Raw genomic sequence first — 21,405 nt, forward strand, 5'->3', positions numbered from 1 at the left:
CGTGCGACCACCCCCAGCACGCCCAGAGCGACGGCCGCCTCCAACTCCCTTGCCCAGACGTACGACACGGCTCCGCCGCGACGACCGCCGGCCTGGCCTGCACCTCTGACGGGCACCGATCGGAAGGACCCGAAAACCATGCCGCAGAGCGAGACCGCCTGCCCCGGCGGCGACGCCACCGTCGCCACTGGGAGCACGGCCGCGGCCGCCGCCTTCGACGACGTACCGCTGAACCGCTTCCATCTGCGTATTACCGCACTGACATTCTGCGCGAATGCCTCTGACGGTTACGAACTGGGCATCATCAGCATCGCCTTGCCGCTGATCGCCGCCCAGCTCGGGTTCGGCACGGTCTGGCAGGGACTGCTCGGTGCCTCGGCGCTGATCGGCATCTTCCTCGGCAGCGTCATCGTCGGCTGGGCCGCCGACAAGATAGGCCGCCAGCGGCTGTACACGTACAACTTCCTGCTCATCGCCGTCGCGTCAGCGGCCGAGTTCTTCGTGACCGGTCCGACCCAGCTGTTCGTCCTGCGACTGCTGATCGGCATCGGCATCGGCGCGGACTACGCACTGGGGCCCACGCTCGTCGCGGAGTTCGTACCGCGCAAGTACCGAGGCGGCCTGCTGGCCTCACTGACCGTCATGTGGACGGTCGGCTACGTCGTCGCGTTCTTCCTCGGCAACTACACGGTCGCCCTCGGCGACGACGCGTGGCGCTGGCTGCTCGCCTCCAGCTGCCTCCCTGCCCTCGCCGTCGTGCTGCTGCGCCTCGGCGTGCCCGAGTCGCCGCGCTGGCTGCTCGCCAGGGGCCGCATCGAGCAGGCGCGGGCCGTCGTGCGCCGACTCGGCGGCGACGAGGGCGCGTTCACCTCGGCGCACCCCGTCGGCGTGACGAACTCCGCGCCGGCGGCGCGCTACCGCGACCTCTTCGGCCCCACCTACTGGCGCCGCACCGCGTTCGGCGTCGTCTTCTACAACGCGCAGGTGATCCCGTACTTCGCGATCTACACGTTCCTGCCGCTGGTGCTGGTGAAGATGGGAGTCGGCGAGCAGGACACGACCAGTGACGGCCTGCTCAACCTCTTCCTGCTCGCGGGCAGCCTCGCCGGCCTCTGGTTCGTGGCGAGGACGACGCGGCGCGCACTGACCATCTGGTCCTTCGCCGTCCTCATCGCCACGCTCGCCCCGATGGCGCTCTGGCCCGAGGCCCCCACCGCACTGCTCTTCCCGCTGTTCCTGGCGTTCACCTTCACCATGTCGGGCGCGGTCAACCTCGACCAGGTCTACCCGGCCGAGCTGTTCCCCACCGCGCTGCGCAGCTCCGGCGTCGGCCTCCTCAACGGCATGAGCCGCATCGGCTCGGCGATCGGGACCTTCCTGCTCCCGCTCAGCCTCGAACACTTCGGCTTCTCACCCACGATGCTGGTCCTGACCGGCGTGCTCGCGGCGGGGCTCGCGGTGTCGGTGGCGTGGGCTCCGGAGACGAAGAACATGGCTCTGGACTGAGCTCCGCACCGAAGGGGCCCGGAACCCGGGGCGGGACCCGGCGCACGAGTGGCGGACCACCCCGGCCCGGGAAAGACTGGACGGCGGTGAGGTGAGGGGAGCGCGTGATGCCGGGACGGGACGAGGGGAGCGCGTCATGACAGGCGAGAGCGAGCGCGAGCAGCGCGCCGTCGTGCGGGCGCTGCTCGAAGGACACGGGCGCACCTACGCCGCCGAGGCGGGGATCCGGCTGCGGGACACCCCGCAGCCGCTGTACGAACTGCTGGTCCTCTCCCTCCTGTTGAGCGCCCGTATCCGCAGCTCCACAGCCGTCGCGACCGCCCGGGAACTCTTCGGCTCGGGACTGCGCAACCCGCGGCACATGCAGGACGCCACGTGGCAGCAGCGGGTCGACGCACTCGGCCGCGGCGGCTACCGCCGCTACGACGAGCGGACCTCGACCCAGCTCGGCGACGGCGCGCGGCTCCTCCTCGACGAGTACGGGGGCGACCTGCGCAAGCTGCGCGACCGGGCGCGGGGCGAGGTCGCCGAGGTGCGCCGACTGCTCCAGAGGGTGCCCGGGATCGGCCCGGCGGGCAGCGACATCTTCGTACGCGAGGTCCAGGGGGTGTGGCCCGGCACCTCGCCCTACTTCGGCGACAAGGCGTTCCAGGGCGCCGAACGGCTCGGCCTGCCCGGCCGCGCCGACAGGCTGCTGCGCCTCGCCGGTGACGCGGACCCGGACGTCCTCGCGGCGGCGCTCATCCGCGCTGCCCTGGACCCGGAGGTGGTGCGGTCGGTCATGGAGCGGGCGCGGGCCTGAACCCGGGTGACCCGAAGTGCGGGACGCGGGCGGCCGTGTGAGTCTGGTCGCGGCTGAGGCGCCCCCTTCGGTGCGGGCAGCCGGACAGGGACGAGGCCCGCGCGCACGGTACCTGGCAGAGGGACCCGCGCGCCCGGTACCTGGGAAGAGGGAGCTGCGGTGAGCGACGAGGACGGACGGGACCCGCTGCCCCCAGCCCTGGACTCCCTGCCCGCCGCCCTGGCAGCACGCACCCGCCCCGCGCGCCCGGGCATCGAACTGGCAAGCTCGCCCATGCTGGCGACCCTCACCGACCGGCGGGAGTTTCCGCAGGGCTGGATCTTCGAACGCAAGCTTGACGGCGTACGGGTGCTGGCGGTGCGCGAGGACGGCCGGGTGACGCTGCGGTCCCGCTCGGGACGGCGGATCGACGCCACGTACCCGGAGATCGTCCGGGCGCTCGCCGCGCAGAGCGCCACGGACTTCACCCTGGACGGCGAGATCGTCGCCTACTCGCACGGCCGCACGGACTTCGCCCAGCTCCAGCAGCGCATGGGGCTCACCCGGCCCGCCGATGTCGCCGCGAGCAAGGTCGCCGTGACGTACTACGTCTTCGACCTGCTGCGGCTCGACGGCGTCGACGTACGCCAACTGCCGCTGCGACAGCGCAAGTCGCTGCTGCGGCGCGCGATCACTTTCGGGGCGCCGCTGCGCTTCAGCACCCACCGCAACGAGGGAGGCCCCGACCTGCTCGCCGACGCGTGCCGGCGCGGTTGGGAGGGACTGATCGCCAAGCGGGCCGACAGCACCTACCAGACACGCCGTTCGGGTGACTGGCTCAAGCTGAAGTGCGCGCGCGGCCAGGAGTTCGTCGTCGGCGGGTTCACCGAACCCACCGGCAGCCGGGTCGGCATCGGCGCGCTGCTCATCGGCTACTACGAGGACGGAGAGCTGCGTTACGCGGGGAAGGTCGGTACCGGTTTCGACGACCGCACCCTGCGCGGCCTGCGGGAGAGACTCGACGCGCTCGCGGTGAGCGAGCCGCCGTTCGCGGGCCGGCCCGTCGTGCGTACCGCGCACTGGGCACAGCCGCGGCTCGTGGCGCAGATCGCCTTCGCGGAGTGGACCCGGGACGGGATGCTGCGCCACCCGCGCTACCAGGGGCTGCGGGACGACAAGAATCCGGCGGACGTCGTCAGGGAACGCGGGCAGACGTAGCACAGGGAACGCGGGCAGACGTAGCGAGGGCGCCCAGTCCCTCACCCACCACACAGATGCCCCCGCTCATCCGATTGCAGTTGCCTTTCACGGGTACCGGAAGGCACAAAACCGCATGAGACACCACAACCTCTTGCACCACAGAGACGTACGAGACAGGAGACGCGCATGACTTCCGCGGCCACCCCCCACTACACCGTCCCGGGCCTCACGGTCGAGGACGCCGGCAAGGTCATCGAGCTGCTGCAGCAGCGCCTGCACGCGCTCAACGACCTGCACCTCACGCTCAAGCACGTCCACTGGAACGTGGTGGGCCCGCACTTCATCGCCGTGCACCAGATGCTCGACCCGCAGGTGGACCAGGTGCGCGACATGGCCGACGACGTCGCCGAGCGGATCGCCGCCCTGGGCGGCGTCGCCCAGGGCACTCCCGGCGCCCTCGTCAAGGGACGTACCTGGGAGGACTACAGCGTGGGGCGGGCCGACGCCATCGCCCACCTCGGCGCGCTCGACCTCGTCTACACCGGCATCGGCGAGGACCTGCGCACCGTGGTCAAGACGGTGGGCGAGATCGACCCGGCCACCGAGGACCTGCTGATCGGGCAGCTGCGTGACCTGGAGCAGTTCCAGTGGTTCGTACGGGCCCACCTGGAGACGGCGGGCGGCACCCTCTCCACCGAAGGTGCCTCGACCGAGGCAGAGGCCGCGAAGCAGTCCGGCGGCCGGTGACGCCGGGCCCGTGGGCCCGGGGGACGAGCCGGGGCCCGCGGGGGCGCGGGAACGTGCCGGGGGCCGTCGCGACGCGGCGGCCCGGCCGGAAGGGCACCGTGAGGGTATGACCGTACGAGGGATCGACCACGTGGGTGTCACGGTGCCCGACCTGGAGAGCGCGACGCGCTTCCTGGTCCGGGCGCTCGGGGCCGAGGTGCTGTACGACACCCTGCCGCGCGCCGAAGGGCCGAATGGCGGCCCGCGGACGGAGCAGCGGCTCGGGGTGCCCGAGGGCACCGAGCAGCGTGCGATCCGCATGCTGGCCCTGCCCCGGGGGCCGGGCATCGAGCTGTTCGAGTTCGGCGGCCCGCGCCGGCGGGAGCCCGCGCTGCCGTGCGACCTCGGGTGGCAGCACCTCGCCCTGTACGTCGACGACCTGGACAGCGCCGTCGACCGCTGTGTGGGCGCCGGCGCCACCCTGCTCGCAGACCCGCACCCCCTGCCGGGACCCGAGGCGGGTGAACGGAATCGTTTCGCCTACCTGCGGACCCCGTGGGGCAGCACCCTTGAACTACTGACCTACCCCGACCCGCAGCCGTACGAGCGGACCACCTCCCGGCGCCGCTGGACGCCGTAACAGCCCCTTGGCGCCCGGCGCCGCGCGCCGGGTCTCCGTGGCACCCACCGGTGGCCGCTCCGGCCGACTGCGGCCACCATGGGCAGCGGGAACTCCCCGCCCCCGACGAAGCGTCCGGAGTGAAGCATGGGCAACGAGCAGAGCGCACCGGCCACCATGAAGGCCATGACCTACCAGAAGTACGGGGACAGCGGAGTCCTGGAGCTGACCGAGCAGCCGGTACCCAAGGTGGGCCCCGGCGAGGTCCTCGTCCGGGTGCGGTACGCCGCGGTGAACCCCGTCGACTGGAAGGTCATGTCCGGCGGCCTGGACGCGATGATGGAGACCGTCTTCCCGGTGATCCCCGGCTGGGACGTCTCCGGGGTCGTGGAGCGGGTGGGCATCGACGCGCCCGAGTTCACGGCGGGCGACGAGGTCTTCTCCTACGCGCGCAAGGACTTCGTGCACGGCGGGACGTTCGCCGAGTTCGTGACCGTGCCGGTACGCGCCCTGGTCGCCAAGCCGTCCTCCCTGAGCTGGGGCGAGGCGGCCGGAGTGCCCCTGGCCGGGCTCACCGCCTACCAGACCCTGACCCGGCTCGGCACGGGCAGCGGCGACACGGTGCTGATCCACGGGGGCGCGGGCGGTGTCGGCACGTTCGGCGTGCAGATCGCCCGAGCCCTGGGCGCCCGCGTCATCGCCACGGCCTCCGAGGCCAACCACGACCGGCTGCGGGAGTTCGGCGCCGAGCCGGTCAGTTACGGGGACGGGCTGACCGACCGGGTCAAGGCGCTCGCGCCGGAAGGCGTGGACGTGGTCGTCGACTACGTCGGAGGGGTGCTGGACACGACCCGCGCGGTGCTCCGCGAGGACGGCAGGCACGCGTCGATCGCGGATCCGGACGTCACAGCGGCGGGCGGCCAGTGGATGTGGGCCCGCCCGGACGCCGAGGGGCTGCGGGCCCTCAAGGACCTGGCGGAACAGGGCCGGCTGCGGGTGCAGGTCGCGGAGACCTTCCCCCTGGAGCGCGCCGCGGACGCCTTCGAACTGAGCCAGTCGGGGCATGTGCACGGCAAGATCCTCATCCGGGTATCGGACGAGTAGCCGCCGCACCCCAGCGCGGGCAGTTACGAGTAGCCACCGCACCCCCGCGCGGGCGGTGCCCGCCCGGCGTGGGGGAGCGGGCGTCAGTGCGCGGTCCAGCCTCCGTCGAGGACGAGGTTGGCACCGGTCATGTAGGAGGACTGGTCGCTGGCGAGGAACAGCACGGCCTCGGCCGCCTCCTCCGGGGTCCCCAGCCGCTTCAGCAGCGTGCGCTCCTCGAACTCCTTGCGGCGAGCGGCCGCGTCGCCGGTCGAGTCGAGGGCCGTCTGCAGGAGATCGGTGAGGATCACCCCGGGGCTCAGCGCGTTCACCCTGATGCGGTCGCCCGCGTGGTCCACGGCGAGGGCGCGGGTCAGTTGCAGTACACCGGCCTTGGACGCGGAGTAGGCGGCCACCGCCTCCGAGCCGACGAGAGCCAGCTCCGACGCGACGTTGACGACGACTCCTCCGCCACCGTCGCGCAGGACGGGAAGCGCGTGCTTGGCACAGAGGAAGACCCCCTTCAGGTTGACGTCCATCAACCAGTCCCACTCCTGCACCGTGGTGTCCTCCGCCCGCTTGGCGAACTCGACCCCGGCATTGTTGACCAGCACGTCGATCCGGCCGAACCGCTCCACGGCCCGCCGCATCAGGGCCACGACCTCTTCCTCACGGCTCACGTCGCACCGGACCGCGCACGCCTGGCCGCCCGCGTCCGTGATGAGCGCGGCGGTCTCCTCCAGCGGCTGCTCCTTGTCGCCCGCGACCACGACGAGGGCCCCCTCGGCCGCCAGGCGCACCGCGATCGCACGCCCCAGTCCGCTTCCCGCGCCGGTTACCACGGCACAACGCCCTTCCATGCGCATGTGACGCTCCTTTCCTGTTTCTGCCGGTGTGTCGCTGTTTCTCTGTTCCTGTGCCGTTGTGGCTCTGCCCGGCCGACCGCGGTCCCTCCCGCGGTCGTGACGGCGCCAGAGGACCGTACCTCCGAGCGGCACGACGACCGAAAAGCCTGGCGCGCCGGTGACGACGGGCCCGGTGGCGACCGCCCCTTCCCTTCTCGCACGGCATGGGCTCGGATGCCGCCATGACAGAAGCGACCGAACCACCGGACCCCGGCCCTGCCCCCGCCCCCCTTCCGGGCCCCGCGCGCAGCGTGCCGCGGGGGCTGCCCGCGCCACCCCCGCCGGGCGTGAGCGCACTGCCCCCGGCCACGTACGACGGACGGACCGTACTCGTCACGGGCGGGGGCACGGGACTGGGCAAGGCGATCGCGGCGGAGTTCGCCCGGCTCGGCGCGAACCTGCTGCTGCTCAGCCGCGACGAGAAACATCTCGCCTCTGCCCAGGCGGAGTTGACGGGCCTTGGAGGAGAGGTACGGACAGCCACGTGCGACATACGGGACCCGCAGCGCATCGCCGAGGTCTTCGCCGCGCACGGCACCGCGGACGTCCTGGTGAACAGCGCGGCGGCGAACTTTCCCGTACCGGCCGAGGACATGTCGCCGAACGCCTGGCGGGCCGTCGTCGACATCACCCTGACCGGGACGTGGTTCATGACCAGGGAGTTCGGCCGGCGGCACCTCGCGGCCGGTACGGCGGGGTCGATCGTCTGCGTCGGCGCGTCGTACGCGTGGACCGGCGGCCCGGGGTTCGCGCACAGTTCGGCCGCGAAGGCGGGGGTGAAGAACCTGGTGGAGACGCTGGCTGTCGAGTGGGGCCCGTACGGGATCCAGATCAACGGACTCGTCCCGGGTCTGATGCCCCACGAGGACATGACGGCGGACATCCGAGAGGGCCTGCGAACCGCGGGCCCGGGGCCCGGGCCAGGGGCACGGCAGCCCGCCCTGCGGGTGGGGCTGCCGCGCGAACTGGGCTGGGCGGCCACCTTTCTGGCCTCCCCGTACGCGCGCTACATCACCGGGCACACCCTGGTCGTCGACGGTGCCAACTGGCAGCGGCGTGGGGTGGTGAGCCCGCCGGTCGTCGCGGTGCGGGAGCAGCTGGGTCGCGGACCGTTTCGACCCGAGATTCGCCGGGAGGGCCCGCCGTGAAATTTGGGTCGCGGAGTTTTCGGTGAGCCCACGATCAGCCTCCCTCGAAGCGTGGGGTCCGCCGGTCCGCTCCCGCCGCGTACCCCTCTGCCGCGTCGTCGGAGGTGAGGGTGAGGGCGGCGGCGAGTGCGGTGCGTTCGAGCGCGGAGGCCATCGCCGCGTCCGCGAACGCGTCGATGGAGCGCTTCACGGACTGCACGGCCAGCGGGGCGTTGGCTGCGATCTCGGCAGCGACGGCACCGGCCGCGTTCGCCAACTCGTCGCCCTCGACGACCTGTTGCAACAGTCCCAGCCGCTCGGCGGTGGCCGCGTCGATGCGGCGGCCGGTCAGCGCGAGCAGCTTGGCCCAGCCCGCCCCCGCGTCGCGGGCGATGCGCAGATCCCCGCCCGCGTCCACGGCGACGCCCAGCCGGGCCTCGGGCAGTGCGAGAACGGCGTCCCGCGCCGCGACCCGGATGTCGGCCATCAGCGCCAACTCGAAGCCGAAGCCCAGGCAGTAGCCCTGGACCGCGGCCACCACGGGCTGCGGGAGGCGAGCGAAGGCCGCGAACCTCTCGTGCGCCCAGCGGATGCCCTCGTGATAGTTCCGGGTGCGCCGGGCCGCCGAGCGGCCCGTGATCCCACCGCCCGGTGCGGTGAAGTCGATTCCGGCACAGAAGGCCCGTCCCTCCGCGCGGAGCAGGACCACCCGGACGCGGTCGTCGAATCTGATCCGGTCGGCCAGCAGGCCCAGCTGCCGGGTGGACTCCCAGCTCCAGGCATTGAGTTTGTCCGGCCGGCAGAGGGTGAGAGTGCCCACGCCGTCCTCCCCGACGTCCAGGCGCAGCCGCTCCTGGCCGTCCGGGATCTCCGTACCGATGGTGTCGATCATCCGCCACCCCACCTTCTCTGACGACCTGTCAGGTTACCGGCGGAGGCGCGGAATGACGACGGGCGCGCGTTCCTGGACAATCCCGTTGGGCAGGGGAGCCCGGCCCTGCTAACTTTTCCGGAGGCCGTGCGAGCGACAGAGGAGGTGGTACCCGTGAACGCAGTATCGACATGGGTGCTCCCCCCAGGGGTCACGGTCGGGCGGTAGGCAGGTCGTCCGGGAGCGCCGTTCCAGTGCACTCCCGAAAGGCACGACCATGCGTTTCACTTCCGAGCAGCGCCTCGACGACGGCGTACTCGAACGAGAATTCACCCTCGGGGAGATCCCCGGCATCCTGTGGACGCCCCCGGCGGCACCTGTACCGGGCATGGCTCCGGATCCGGCCCCGGCCCCGGGCCCGGCTCCCCTGATCCTCCTCGGCCACCCACCCCTCGGGCTCCGCAAGATGTATCCCCGGCTGGTGGACCGTGCCCGGCGCTCCGCGGCGGACGGCTTCGCCTCGGCAACCATCGAACTCCCGGGCAGCGGCGACCGGCCCCGTCAGCCCGCCGCCGAGCAGGCCCGCGCCGACCTGCGGCGCGCGATCGAGGCGGGCGAACCGGTCAGCGACGAGATCGTCGACGCCCTCGTTCTGCCGCTGGTCGACCAGGCGGTCCCGGAATGGCAGTCCGCCCTGGACGCGCTGCTCGCACTGCCGGAGATCGGCGGGCCGGTCGGTTACTCGGGGGGAGTGATCTCCGTCGGGGTCAGGCTGGCCGCGGTCGAGCATCGCGTTGCGGCCGCCGTGCTGTTCGCCGGGAGTTTCGTGCCTCGCGCGGTGTTCGAGGAGGCCAGGCGGGTCACCGTTCCGCTGCACGTCCTGTTGCAGTGGGACGACGAGGGCAACGACCGGCAGGCGGCGCTGGACCTGTTCGACGCGTTCGGCTCCGAGGAGAAATCGCTGCACGCGCACCTCGGCGGGCACACCGGTGTCCCGCAGTCAGCGGGCGACGCGGCGGCCCGGTTCCTCACCCGACATCTGAGGTGAGGTGGCCGTGCCCCGGTGCGTGCATCAGGGCCGAAAGGTAGGTGTCGAGCCGGCCCTCCACCACCGGCGTCGTCAGGTCCGGTCTGCCGGCCTCCCGCCACGGCTGCGACACCTGCCGTACCTCCTCCGAGCACGCCAGGGCGTCGCGTACCTGCCAGGACAGCCGCTCGCTCGCGGCCGCCGCCAGTACCCCGCCCGCCTCTTCGTACGCCTCGGCGAACCGCGGCCCCCACGCCGGACCGTGCAGCAGCGCGAGATTGGTGGAGCAGTGTGCGACATCGAGGTCCGCCGGGCCCCAGGAGGCCGCTGCCCAGTCGACGACACCGGTGATCCTGGCGTCCGCCGGCCAGGTCGGCGGCACGTCGAACAGCACGTTGCCGGGCTGGAAGTCCCGGTGCAGGAAGCTCCCAGCCGAGAGCGGCGGTGGCCGGCGGATGACGTCGACCGCCGCCACCCACACCGCCGCGTCGGCGCACCTCGGCACCACGACGGTGTCGGCGGTCGTCCGCGTCACGTACTCCCGGGGCCGCGCAGCGGGCCGTAGCGCGTGGATCGCCACAAGTTGCCTCGCCAGCAGCGGAACGCGCGCCTCCACCCCCACCTCGTCGAGGACCGTCCGGCCTTCCAGATGTGTCATCAGGAGCGAGGGGTACTCGCCGTGCGCGGCCGTCGGGTCGACCGCCACCAGCCGGGGAGCCGGCACACCCGTGCCCGTGAGGTCGGTCAGCGCGCGGGCTTCCCTGTCGAGCCGGTCCTCGGCGCACTCCGCGTCGACGTAGGTCCGCAGCACGAGGTCGCGGGTGCCCCCGTCCCGCGTGCAAATGGTCAGCCGGCGCATCTCGGCGGTGATGCCGCCGTGCAGCGCCCGCGCCCCGGCGATCCACTCGTCGGCCCCCAGCTGCCGACGCACCCAGGCCAGCGTCAGGGGGCGGACGGCCGAGCTCTCAGCTGTCTCATCGCCGGGGGCCACCGTTGCACCTCACCACCTGAACGGCGTCACGCGCAACGGCCGCAGGCAGGCACGCCACGCAGTCCCTGAACGGCGCACTCCGGCAGGGGGGCGCCGGTCCGGCCGTCCTACTGTGAGGCGTCGGGACCAACCAGCGGCAGGGCGGAGAACCCGTGGGCGGCGAGCGGCGCAACATCCCCAGGAGGCGGAACCTCTGGGTCGCGGGCGTGGCTTCGCTCGGACTGGCCGGCGCGGGGATCGGCGCGTGGACCGTGTTCGGCGGCCAGCAGGATCCGAGGACCGGGCCGCCGACCGCGTCGGAGGTCCGGGCGGCGGCCGACGCGTTCCTCGACGCGTGGGGGAGGGGCGACGCCACGGCGGCGGCGGAGCGGACCGACGACGTGACGAACGCCGACGCCGCGCTGCGCGACTTCCAGGAGCGTGCCCATCTCGACGCGCGGGACCTCCGCGCGGGCGTGCCGGCCGGTGCGCGGGTTCCGTACTCGGTGCGGGCCGAGTTCGCGTACCGCGGGGCTCGCGCGCCCCTGGCGTACGAGAGCGCGCTCACCGTGGTGCGGCGGGCCGGGGACGGGCAGGCGGTCGTCCACTGGGACCCCCGGGTGCTGCATCCCCGGCTGGGTGCGGACAAGCGGCTGGCGGTACGGGAGACGGGACCCGTTGCGATCCGTGCGACGGCGCGCGACGGACGCATGCTGGACGTGCGGGAGTTCCCCTCGCTCGGCCAGGTCCTGGACGGCCTGCGCCAGACGTACGGGAGGACGGCGGGCGGCAGCCCCGGCGTCGAACTCCGCGTCGAACCGACGACGGCGACAAGCACGGACGCGGCGGCGTCCCGTGCGGCGGCGCCGCCCCCGGGCGCGGCGGCGTCCCAGGCATCGACACCGCCCCCGGACGCGGCGGCGTCCCCAGCGGCTCCGGAAGCGGCGGCGTCCCGTGCGGCGGCGGCGCCCCCGGACGCCGTACCGCCCCGCGACGCGCCCCTGCTGTCCGTCGCCGCAGGTGCGTCCAAGCCACTGCGGACCACCCTCGACGCCAGCGTGCAGAAGGTGGCCGAGCGCGAGGCCGCCCTGCGCGCCGACGCGTCCATCGTGGTCCTGAAGCCGTCGAGCGGCGAGATCCTGGCGGTCGCCAACAGCCGTACGGACGGCCCGAACACCGCCCTGGTGGGCCGCCTCGCACCCGGCTCGACCATGAAGATGATCACGGGGTCCCTGCTGCTGGAGAAGGGCCTGGCCTCGTCGGACAAGCCGCACCCGTGCCCGAAGACCGCCTCGTACGGCGGCTGGCAGTTCCACAACGTCGACGACTTCGACATCCCCGGCGGTACGTTCCGCAGCAGCTTCGCCGCGTCCTGCAACACCGCATTCATCACCCAGGCGGGCAAGGTCGCGGACGAGGACCTGTCCAGGCAGGCCAGGGACGTCTTCGGGATCGGCGCGCCCTGGTCGGTCGGTCTCCCCGCCTTCACCGGGTCCGTGCCCGTGGAGCACGCGGCGTCGAAGGCGGCCTCGATGATCGGTCAGGGCCAGGTGCGGATGAACCCGCTGACCATGGCGTCGGTCATCTCCACCGCCAGGACGGGACGCTTCACCCAGCCCTACCTCGTGGCGCCCGCCCTCGGCCACCGCACGCCGACCGCGGCCCGGCGGCCGTTGGAGGCCGCCGCGCACCAGCAGCTGAAGGACCTGTTGCACACGACGGCGACGTCAGGTTCGGCGGCCGGTTCCATGCGGGAGCTGCACGGGGACGTCGGGGCCAAGACCGGTTCGGCCGAGGTGATTGGGCAGGAGAAGCCGAACGGCTGGTTCGCGGCCTGGCACGGCGACATCGCCGCTGCGGCCGTGATGCAACGCGGAGGCAGGGGCGGCGAGTCCGCGGGCCCGCTGGTGGCAGCCGTACTCAAGGCGGTCGACAGCGATCAGTGAGCAGAGAGTCGGTAAGAAGAGAGAACGAGAACGAGCAGGAAGGGCGTCCGGGCTCGGGCGCGGCATGCCCCCCTCCGGGGGCACCTGGGAAAGCGCAACATGAACTCCCCCTCCGGGGGCACCTGGGAAAGGTCGTCACGTGCTCCCGGGAATTCCCTGGGAGGCGTGGGGCCCGGTACGCGACTACGTTGGGGTCCGTGGTTCTCCAAGGAGCGGAAATGAGCGACAGCGCAGCGGACCGGATCTCAGCCCTCGAACCGCCCCCCGCCGCCGAACTCGCGGCGATGGACAGGTACTGGAGAGCTGCCAACTACCTCTCGGTGGGGCAGATCTACCTGATGGACAACCCGCTGCTGAGGCGCCCCCTCGCGGCCGAGGACATCAAACCGAGGCTGCTGGGCCACTTCGGCACCTCACCCGGGCTCAACCTGGTGCACGTCCACCTCAACCGCGTCATCAAGGCGCGGAACCAGGCCGCCGTCTGCGTATGGGGACCCGGCCACGGCGGGCCCGCCGTCCTCGCGAACTCCTGGCTGGACGGCACGTACACGGAGACCTACCCCGACGTCACCCGCGACGCGGAGGGGATGGCCAGGCTCTTCCGCCAGTTCTCCTTCCCCGGAGGGGTCCCCAGCCACGTCGCCCCCGAGACGCCGGGCTCCATCCACGAGGGCGGGGAACTCGGCTACTCCCTCTCGCACGCGTACGGCGCCGCGTTCGACAACCCGGACCTGCTGTCGGTGTGCGTCATCGGCGACGGCGAGTCCGAGACCGGCCCCCTGGCCGCCTCCTGGCACTCCAGCACCTTCCTGGACCCGGTGCACGACGGCGCCGTCCTGCCGGTGCTGCACCTGAACGGCTACAAGATCGCCAACCCGACGGTCCCGGCCAGGCTGCCGGAGGGCCAGCTCGACGAGCTGATGCGCGGGTACGGGTACGAGCCCGTACACGTCACGGGTGACGACCCCCTGACGGTCCACCGGGACTTCGCCACCGCCCTCGACGGCTGCCTGGACCGGATCGCCGCCATCCAGCACGCGGCCAGGACCGGCCGGGGCACCGAGAGCCCGAAGGGTGCCTCCGCACCGCGCTGGCCCATGATCGTGCTGCGTACCCCGAAGGGCTGGACCGGCCCCAGGACGGTGGACGGCAAGCAGGTCGAGGGGACCTGGCGCGCCCACCAGGTCCCGCTGGCCAACGTCCGCGAGAGCGCCGAGCACCGTCACCAGCTGGAGGAGTGGCTGCGCTCCTACCGGCCCGAGGAACTCTTCGACGACGCAGGGAGCCCGGTCCCCGGACTTCTCGACCTCACCCCGCGGGGCACGCTGCGTCTGGGGGCCGGTCCGCACGCCAACGGAGGCCTGCTCCTGCGCTCGCTGCCCCTCAAACCGCTGGAGGGCTTCGCGGTCGACGTGAGCGGCCCCGGCGCCTCGCGCAGCGAACCGACCCGGGTGCTCGGCGGCTACCTGCGGCAGGTGATGGCCGACACCGCCGAACGCCGGGACTTCCGGCTCGTCGGCCCGGACGAGACCGCCTCCAACCGGCTGGACGCGGTGTACGGCGCGTCGGGCAAGGCCTGGCAGGCAGAGATCCACGACGTGGACGAGGACCTCTCCCGGCACGGACGGGTGATGGAGATCCTCTCCGAACACACCTGCCAGGGCTGGCTTGAGGGCTACCTCCTGACCGGGCGCCACGGGTTCTTCTCCTGCTACGAGGCGTTCGTGCACATCGTCGACTCCATGGTCAACCAGCACATCAAGTGGCTGCGCACCAGCCGCAAGCTGCCCTGGCGGGCGCCCATCGCCTCCCTCAACTACCTGCTGACCTCCCATGTGTGGCGGCAGGACCACAACGGCTTCTCCCACCAGGACCCCGGATTCATCGGCCACGTCCTCAACAAGAGCCCGGAGGCGGTGCGCGTCTATCTGCCGCCGGACACCAACACGCTGCTCTCCACGGCCGAGCACTGCCTCGCCTCGCGTGACTACGTGAACGTCGTCGTGGCGGGCAAGCAGCCCACCTTCGACTGGCTGAGCCTGGACGAGGCACGCGCGCACTGCGCGCGGGGCGCCGGGGTGTGGCCGTGGGCGGGCACCGAGGACCGCGGTGGAGAGCCGGACGTCGTCCTGGCCTGCGCGGGTGACGTGCCCACCCTGGAGGTGCTGGCGGCGGCGGACCTGCTGCGCACCCACCTGCCGGAGCTCGCGGTGCGGGTGGTCAACGTGGTCGACCTCGCGAGGCTGCTGCCGGAGAGCGAGCATCCGCACGGCATGCCGGACGCGGAGTTCGACGCCCTCTTCACCCGCGACAAGCCGGTGATCTTCGGCTTCCACGGCTACCCCTGGCTCGTGCACCGGCTGGCCTACCGCCGTGCGGTCCACCCGCAGCTGCACGTACGCGGGTACAAGGAGTACGGCACGACCACCACCCCGTTCGACATGGTGGTCGCCAACGACCTGGACCGTTACCGGCTCGTGATGGACGTCATCGACCGGGTGCCGGGGCTCGGCGTCCGGGCGGTGGAGGTGCGCCAGCGCATGGAGGACGCCCGGCTGCGCCACCACGCATACGTACGCACCCACGGCATCGACCTGCCCGAGGTACGGGACTGGTCCTGGGGGAGCTGACCCCGCCCCGGTGGAGCACAGGGGCGGGGCCGGCGGCAGAGACCGTTGACCCCGCCCCTGTGCTCAGTGCCGTGCGAGGGGGCGGGCGCCGTCAAGGATGGCGAGTTCGCCCTCGGTGGCCTGGAGCTTCCACTCGGGGGCGACGGCGGCGTAGGTGGTGACGTCGTGCCAGATGCCCTGGGTGCGGAACAGCTGGCGCAAGGTCGCCTCCGGGTGCAGGCCCGCGGCGAGCATCACGGTGGACATCAGGTGGTGGTCGCTGCGGTGGCCCGCCCAGATGCGGTGCAGCCCCAGCTGTCCGAACCCGTAGGCCATGAGCAGGCGGCCGGCCTCGTAACCGTGACCGCGCACGGGCGTTCCCGGGAGGAGGGTGAGGCTGGTGAGCATGGCGTTGCTGCCGTAGTCCTCCACCAGCAGGCCCATGGTGCCCACGAGGGTGTCCCCGTCGGGAGGGCAGACGGCGAGGGTGTACTTGCGGCGCGGTTGGGCGTGCGGCCCGGCGAGGCTCTGGGCGAAGGCGTCGTGGGCCTGCTCGGCGGTCATCCGGTCGATGCCGAGGTAGCGGGTCAGGAGCCGGTGGGTGAGGATCCGCGCGAAGGCCTCGTGATCGCCCGCGTGCAGTTCCCGCAGGCGCAGGTGCTCCCCCTGGAGCGGCGGGACCGCGTTCACGAGGCGGCTCCCTGCGGCTGGGGCAGTTCCTGGGCCGGGATGAGCGCGTCGAGGTCCACGCAGTGGCGGCCGGAGGGCAGCGGCTCGCCGAGCAGGATGCGGCGGGCGGTGTCGGCGACGAGGGCCGCGCCGAGCATGACCCCGCTGGCCAGTTGCGGCCAGCTGGAGAGAGTGTCGCCGATACGGCCGAGGGCGTCGGTCATCGCGGGGCTCAGCCGCCGTTCGTCGACGACGTCGAGAAGGAAGCGGATGCTGCGGTCGCGGTCGAGGGCGCGTACGTCGGCTGCGGTCAGGGCGCCGGCGCGGCCGTGGAAGAGCGGGCGGTCCGGTTCGAGGTCGAAGCGCTCGATGTCCAGCAGCCCGCGGTCGTTGGTGTCCATGAGGACCGGGACCCCGCGGCGGCGGGCGTGCTCGCGGGCGGCCACCTTCACCCAGGGGGTGTCGCACTCCTCGACCAGCACGTCCAGGCCACGGCCGTCCTCGGCGTCGGCGAAGAAGTCCTCGATCGTGTCCTCGGTGACGCCGCCCCGGTGGATCTCGATGTCCAGATAGGGGTCCAGTTCGTACATGCTCCGGGCGCACAGCACGCTCTTCTCGCTGCCGAGTTCGTGCACCCCGGCACGCAGCCGGTTCAGGTTGGAGAGACTGATCCGGTCGAAGTCGGCCAGCCGGAAGGACCCGCCGACGCCCTCCATCGCACACGTCAGCGCGGCGCTGCTGCCGACCGAGAGACCGATGACACCCACCCGGCGGCGCAGCAGCCCGTGCTGCTGCTCGCGGGTGATCTTGTCGCGGTTGCGGTCCGTGCGCACCAGGCGGAACTCCGCCTCGGGCAGCACGTGGACCAGCCTTCCCGACCACGGGTACCAGGCCCACCGGCCGTACGCGTCCGGCCGGCCGTCGACGACCTCGGCGACCGCGCGGGCCGACGCCCGCTCGTCGAGTGCTGCCCGCGGCGCCCGGCAGCGCACCAACTCCGCGACCTGGTCCTCGATCCGGTCGTGCACCTCGTGCAGCCGGCCGGAGTCCCGCAGGGCGGCGAGGGCGGCGGAGCCGGCAGGGTCCGCGGGATCCAGCAGTACCGGGCGAAAGGTTTCATCAGCCTCGCGGGGCGCGGGCACGACGAAGGGGTCCGGCACCTGGCCGGATTCGAGAAGATGAGTCACGGCCAGGACGCTAGCAATCCAGCTGCGGGGAAAGCGTCCCGTCACCCGAGGTCACGTACTCGAATTGATCTTCTACTTGTACCCTGCCCGCGACCGTCGCCGACGGACCGGCCGCGATCACCTGCGCCACCAGTCAGCGCGCCGGGGGCGGTTTCGGCCGGCACCCGGGTGATCAGTAGGTTGGACGGATGAGCAGCACGGATGGACAGCGCCTGGTGGGCGGCCGGTACCTCCTGGTCGAACCCTTGGGCCGCGGCGGCATGGGCACGGTCTGGCGCGCCACCGACCAGGTCCTGGAACGGGTCGTCGCCGTCAAGGAGACGCATCCGCAGCCGGCCGGCGAGGCACGCGAGGAGCGCTGGGAGCGGGCCCGCCGCGAGGCCCTCGCCGTGGCTCGGATCGCCCATCCGCACGTGATCGACATCTACGACCTGGTCCACCAGGACGACCGGGCATGGCTGGTCACGGAGTTCGTCGACGGGCCCTCGCTCGCCGATCACGTGGCGCAGAACGGCCCTCTCGACGTCCGGCGGGTGGCCGAAATCGGCGCACAGCTCCTCGACGCGCTGGGAGCGGTGCACGCGGTGGGCGCCCTGCACCGGGACGTGAAGCCGGCGAACGTGCTGCTGCGCCCGGACGGCGCCGTGGTGCTGTGCGACTTCGGGATCGCCACGCTCGCCGGCGCGGACTCGCTCACGGTGCCCGGCGGCGTCCTGGGGTCGGTCGAGTACATCGCCCCGGAGCGGCTGACCGGCGGGGACGTCGGGCCGGCGAGTGATCTGTTCTCGCTGGGCTGCACGCTGGCCGCCCTGATCGGCGGGCGCTCGCCCTTCGCCCGCCAGGTGCCCGTCGCCTCCCTGCACGCCGTGGCGAGCGAGCCGGCCGAGATCCCGGCCGCGGCCGGCCCGCTCGGCGGCCTGCTGGAGAGCCTGCTGCGCAAGGACCCGGCCGAGCGGCCCGCTCCCGAGGAGGTGGCACGGGTACTGCGTACGGTGGCCCAGGGCGCCGGGCCCTCCCGAGGTGACACGCGCCTGTGGACAGGTCCCGTACCGGCGCCCGCACGCCGCCGCCGGAGCAGGGCCTTGCGCAGGTCGCTGGTGGTCGCGGCGGCCCTGCTCCTGGTGGGCGGCAGCGCCGTCGCCGCCACCGTGCTCCATGAGCGGTCGGCGCCCCGCGCGGGCTCGGGAGGTGCGGAAGGCGCCGCGGCTCAGGCGAAGAAGGAGCTGCGGGTCATGACGCTGAACACCTGGGACGCGGGGCAGCACGTCGACGGCGCGGCCGGGGCCATGGCCCGTGCGATCAGGTCGTCGGGCGCGGACGTGGTGGCCCTTCAGGAGTCGTCCCCCGCCCTGACCTCGCAGGTGGCCGCGGCACTCGGCTGGCGCCACCGTACGGACGGCGACGCGGGCGTCGACCTGCTCAGTCGCAGACCCGTACAGGCGCAGGACTCCTTCACCGACGACGACAGCGGCGCCGAGGCGGTCGCGGTGCGTGTGTCGGGGGTCTGGGTGTACTCGGTACGCCTGGATCCGGAGAACTACGGTCCGTACAACGCCTGCTTCGACGAGGACAGCTACCAGGACATCTACGCCGACGAGGAGAGCCGCGCGGCGCAGGCGGCGGCCGTCGCCCGGTGGACCGGGTCCGCGCCGGCGATCGTCGCGGGCGACCTCAACGGCCCCTCCCACCTGGACTGGACCGAGGACACCAAGGACCACCACTGCGACTCGGTGGTGGAGTGGCCGACGACGAAGGCGTTCGCCGACCACGGCTTCCAGGACTCCTTCCGCGAGGTGCACCCCGACCCGGCCGCGGACCGCGGCGACACCTGGTCCACGGTGGCGAAGCGGAACACCGACCACGACGACCGGCCCGAACCGCAGGACCGCATCGACTTCGTCCTGCACAAGGGCGGAGCGACGAAGGCACTGGCATCGCGCACCGTCGGCGCGGGACAGGGCTGGCCGTCCGACCACCGGGCGGTGCTCACCACCTTCCGCCTGCTGAACTGACGAGGGGCGCGCGCCGTCGCCCGCCGGACCGGGCCCGCCCCTGCCGCCCGCTGCCCCGGCCCCCGCCCGGTCGAGTCGCCGGGCCCGACCCGGCGGGTGATCATGTGCGGATGGACCCTACCGAGGAGAGCGCCCCGGGCCGCCGGAGGGCCAGGGCCGCGGCGCGCGGCGGTCGCGCCTGGTTGCTCGACGGGCTGAGCGAACAGTCAGCCCGGCACCCCGGCCCGCACGCCACCCTCCCGGCCGAACACCGCGGCCACCCGTGGTGGCGGGTCATGTGCCTCACCGGGGTGGACTACTTCTCCACCCTCGGCTACCAGCCCGGCATCGCCGCCCTCGCCGCGGGGCTGCTGTCACCGCTCGCCACCGTCGTACTGATCGCCCTCACCCTCCTCGGCGCGCTGCCCGTCTACCGCCGGGTGGCCCAGGAGTCCCCGCACGGCGAGGGCTCGATCCACATGCTGGAGCGGCTGCTGCCCTGGTGGTCGGGGAAGCTCTTCGTGCTCGTACTGCTCGGCTTCGCCGCCACCGACTTCATGATCACCATGACGCTCTCGGCCGCGGACGGGGCGGCCCACGTGGTGGAGAACCCGTTCGCACCGCACTGGCTCGAAGGGGAGCACACCCTCATCACCCTGGCCCTCCTCGCCGCACTGGGCGCGGTCTTCCTCAAGGGGTTCAAGGAGGCCGTCAACATCGCCGTCGTGCTGGTGGCGGTGTACCTGTCGCTCAACATCGTGGTCCTCGTCACCGCAGCCGTGCAGGTGATCACCGAGCCGGCCCGGATCACCGACTGGACGCAGGCGATGACCACCGAGCACTCCTCACCCTTCGCGATGCTCACGGTGGCGCTCCTCGTCTTCCCGAAACTGGCCCTCGGCATGTCCGGCTTCGAGACGGGCGTCGCCGTGATGCCGCAGGTCAAGGGCGACCCCACCGACACCCACGCCGCGCCCCTCGGACGTATCAGGGACACCCGCAAACTGCTCACGACGGCCGCCGTCACCATGAGCTGCTTCCTGCTGCTGTCCAGCCTGGCCACGACCCTCCTCATCCCGCAGCGGGAGTTCGAGCCGGGGGGCAGCGCGAACGGGAGGGCGCTCGCCTACCTCGCGCACGCGCACCTCGGCGAGGTCTTCGGCACCGTCTACGACCTCTCCACCATCGCGATCCTGTGGTTCGCCGGTGCCTCGGCCCTCGCCGGGCTGCTCAACCTGGTGCCGCGCTACCTGCCGCGCTACGGCATGGCCCCGGAGTGGACCCGGGCGGTGCGTCCGCTGGTCCTGGTGTTCATGGCCGTCGCCGTCTTCATCACGCTCTGGTTCAACGCGAGCGTGGACGACCAGAGCGGCGCCTACGCGACCGGCGTCCTGGTACTGATGCTCTCCGCCGCCTTCGCCTGCACGGCCGCGGCCCGGCACGCGGGCCGGCGCAGGGCGGTGTACGGATTCGGCGCCATCACCGCGGTCCTGGCGTACACCCTCGTCGACAACGTGGTCGAGCGGCCGGACGGCATCCGGATCGCCGGCCTCTTCATCCTCGCGATCATGCTGCTGTCACTCGCCTCGCGCATCCACCGCGCCTTCGAACTGCGCGCCATGGACGTGACCTTCGACGAGACGGCGCAGCGCCTCGTCGACGCCGCCGCGAGCCAGGGCCCGCTGCAGATCATCGCGCACGAACCGCCCCCCGGCCGGCGGCCCGGGACCCCGCCGGACAAACGCACCGCCCTGGAGTACCGGGCCAAGGAGCGCAGCCAACGCGACGAGACCCACATCCCGTACGGCCGCCCGGTCCTGTTCCTGGAGGTGTACGTCCAGGACTCGTCGGAGTTCCGCACCGACGTGGTCGTCCACGGCCAGGAGACCGGCGGGGCGCGCCGGCTGCTCGTCACCGGGCCCGTGATCGGCAACACCGTGGCCGCCGTCCTGCTGGAACTGCGCGACCGCACCGAGGAGATCCCGCACGTCTACTTCAACTGGACCGAGGGGCACCCGATCAGCCAGCTCCTGCGCTTCCTCGTCTTCGGCGACGGCGAGGTCGCACCGGTCACCCGCGAGGTGCTGCGCCGCGCCGAACCGGACCCGGAGCAGCGGCCCCGGGTCCACGTCGGCTGACGGGACCCGGAGCGGCGGCCCCGGGTCATGGCGGCCGTGCCGGTCGGCTG

Annotated in this window: 17 protein-coding genes; 12 read left to right on the forward strand and 5 right to left on the reverse strand. The window is 72.6% G+C overall.

Annotation, left to right across the window (positions count from 1 at the left end; genetic code table 11):
* The first annotated feature begins 138 nt into the window (after nt 1-138).
* The 6 genes from ACIQM4_RS31905 (at nt 139) to ACIQM4_RS31930 (ending at nt 5,936) form a co-directional block, all read left to right on the forward strand.
* Nucleotides 139-1,506: an MFS transporter gene (locus ACIQM4_RS31905; RefSeq protein ID WP_401598664.1), complete on the forward strand. Its 1,368-nt coding sequence runs from the start codon at nt 139-141 to the stop codon at nt 1,504-1,506.
* Between the two features lie 136 nt (nt 1,507-1,642).
* On the forward strand, nt 1,643-2,308 hold the full coding sequence (locus ACIQM4_RS31910) for an endonuclease (RefSeq protein ID WP_401598665.1): 666 nt from the start codon (nt 1,643-1,645) through the stop codon (nt 2,306-2,308).
* Nucleotides 2,309-2,467: 159 nt separating this feature from the next.
* Nucleotides 2,468-3,505: a non-homologous end-joining DNA ligase gene (gene ligD, locus ACIQM4_RS31915; RefSeq protein ID WP_401598666.1), complete on the forward strand. Its 1,038-nt coding sequence runs from the start codon at nt 2,468-2,470 to the stop codon at nt 3,503-3,505.
* A gap of 168 nt (nt 3,506-3,673) precedes the next feature.
* On the forward strand, nt 3,674-4,234 hold the full coding sequence (locus tag ACIQM4_RS31920; RefSeq protein WP_401598667.1) for a Dps family protein: 561 nt from the start codon (nt 3,674-3,676) through the stop codon (nt 4,232-4,234).
* Between the two features lie 106 nt (nt 4,235-4,340).
* A complete protein-coding gene (locus ACIQM4_RS31925) occupies nt 4,341-4,853 on the forward strand; it encodes a VOC family protein (protein WP_401598669.1) in 513 nt (170 codons plus the stop codon).
* Nucleotides 4,854-5,009: 156 nt separating this feature from the next.
* A complete protein-coding gene (locus ACIQM4_RS31930) occupies nt 5,010-5,936 on the forward strand; it encodes an NADP-dependent oxidoreductase (RefSeq protein ID WP_401598811.1) in 927 nt (308 codons plus the stop codon).
* Nucleotides 5,937-6,019: 83 nt separating this feature from the next.
* Here ACIQM4_RS31930 and ACIQM4_RS31935 read toward each other — a convergent pair whose 3' ends face one another.
* Nucleotides 6,020-6,781, reverse strand: a complete 762-nt coding sequence (locus tag ACIQM4_RS31935) for an SDR family NAD(P)-dependent oxidoreductase (protein WP_401598671.1) — start codon at nt 6,779-6,781, stop codon at nt 6,020-6,022.
* A gap of 326 nt (nt 6,782-7,107) precedes the next feature.
* Here ACIQM4_RS31935 and ACIQM4_RS31940 point away from each other — a divergent pair, with 326 nt between their 5' ends.
* Nucleotides 7,108-7,968: an SDR family oxidoreductase gene (locus ACIQM4_RS31940; protein WP_401598673.1), complete on the forward strand. Its 861-nt coding sequence runs from the start codon at nt 7,108-7,110 to the stop codon at nt 7,966-7,968.
* Nucleotides 7,969-8,002: 34 nt separating this feature from the next.
* Here the strand turns inward: ACIQM4_RS31940 and ACIQM4_RS31945 are convergent, their stop codons facing one another.
* Nucleotides 8,003-8,839 (reverse strand): enoyl-CoA hydratase/isomerase family protein, encoded by an 837-nt coding sequence (locus tag ACIQM4_RS31945; protein ID WP_401598674.1) that lies wholly within the window; start codon nt 8,837-8,839, stop codon nt 8,003-8,005.
* A gap of 256 nt (nt 8,840-9,095) precedes the next feature.
* Between ACIQM4_RS31945 and ACIQM4_RS31950 the strand changes: the two genes are divergently transcribed.
* On the forward strand, nt 9,096-9,866 hold the full coding sequence (locus tag ACIQM4_RS31950) for an alpha/beta hydrolase (protein ID WP_401598675.1): 771 nt from the start codon (nt 9,096-9,098) through the stop codon (nt 9,864-9,866).
* Here ACIQM4_RS31950 and ACIQM4_RS31955 read toward each other — a convergent pair.
* Complete coding sequence (locus ACIQM4_RS31955; protein ID WP_401598676.1) at nt 9,847-10,776, reverse strand: phosphotransferase family protein; 930 nt, start codon at nt 10,774-10,776, stop codon at nt 9,847-9,849. The genes ACIQM4_RS31950 and ACIQM4_RS31955 overlap by 20 nt on opposite strands.
* 212 nt (nt 10,777-10,988) lie before the next feature.
* On the opposite strand from ACIQM4_RS31955, the gene ACIQM4_RS31960 reads away from it, so the two are divergent.
* Nucleotides 10,989-12,761, forward strand: coding sequence for a penicillin-binding transpeptidase domain-containing protein (locus ACIQM4_RS31960; protein WP_401598677.1), 1,773 nt, complete (start codon nt 10,989-10,991; stop codon nt 12,759-12,761).
* A 218-nt stretch (nt 12,762-12,979) separates the two neighbouring features.
* A complete protein-coding gene (locus ACIQM4_RS31965; protein ID WP_401598678.1) occupies nt 12,980-15,391 on the forward strand; it encodes a phosphoketolase in 2,412 nt (803 codons plus the stop codon).
* Nucleotides 15,392-15,454: 63 nt separating this feature from the next.
* Here ACIQM4_RS31965 and ACIQM4_RS31970 read toward each other — a convergent pair whose 3' ends face one another.
* Both ACIQM4_RS31970 and ACIQM4_RS31975 read right to left on the reverse strand, forming a co-directional pair.
* Complete coding sequence (locus tag ACIQM4_RS31970) at nt 15,455-16,060, reverse strand: GNAT family N-acetyltransferase (RefSeq protein ID WP_401598680.1); 606 nt, start codon at nt 16,058-16,060, stop codon at nt 15,455-15,457.
* Nucleotides 16,057-17,226, reverse strand: a complete 1,170-nt coding sequence (locus tag ACIQM4_RS31975; protein WP_401598682.1) for a ThiF family adenylyltransferase — start codon at nt 17,224-17,226, stop codon at nt 16,057-16,059. The genes ACIQM4_RS31970 and ACIQM4_RS31975 overlap by 4 nt, the downstream gene beginning before the upstream one ends.
* Nucleotides 17,227-17,414: 188 nt before the next feature.
* Between ACIQM4_RS31975 and ACIQM4_RS31980 the strand changes: the two genes are divergently transcribed.
* Together ACIQM4_RS31980 and ACIQM4_RS31985 are read left to right on the forward strand one after the other, a co-directional pair.
* Complete coding sequence (locus ACIQM4_RS31980) at nt 17,415-19,238, forward strand: protein kinase (protein WP_401598683.1); 1,824 nt, start codon at nt 17,415-17,417, stop codon at nt 19,236-19,238.
* Nucleotides 19,239-19,348: 110 nt separating this feature from the next.
* The gene (locus ACIQM4_RS31985) at nt 19,349-21,355 is read left to right on the forward strand and encodes an amino acid permease (protein WP_401598685.1); all 2,007 of its coding nucleotides are present in this window, start codon (nt 19,349-19,351) and stop codon (nt 21,353-21,355) included.
* The last annotated feature ends 50 nt before the right edge of the window (nt 21,356-21,405 follow it).

It is taken from the genome of Streptomyces sp. NPDC091272 (genome assembly GCF_044757485.1).
Taxonomy (GTDB): domain Bacteria; phylum Actinomycetota; class Actinomycetes; order Streptomycetales; family Streptomycetaceae; genus Streptomyces.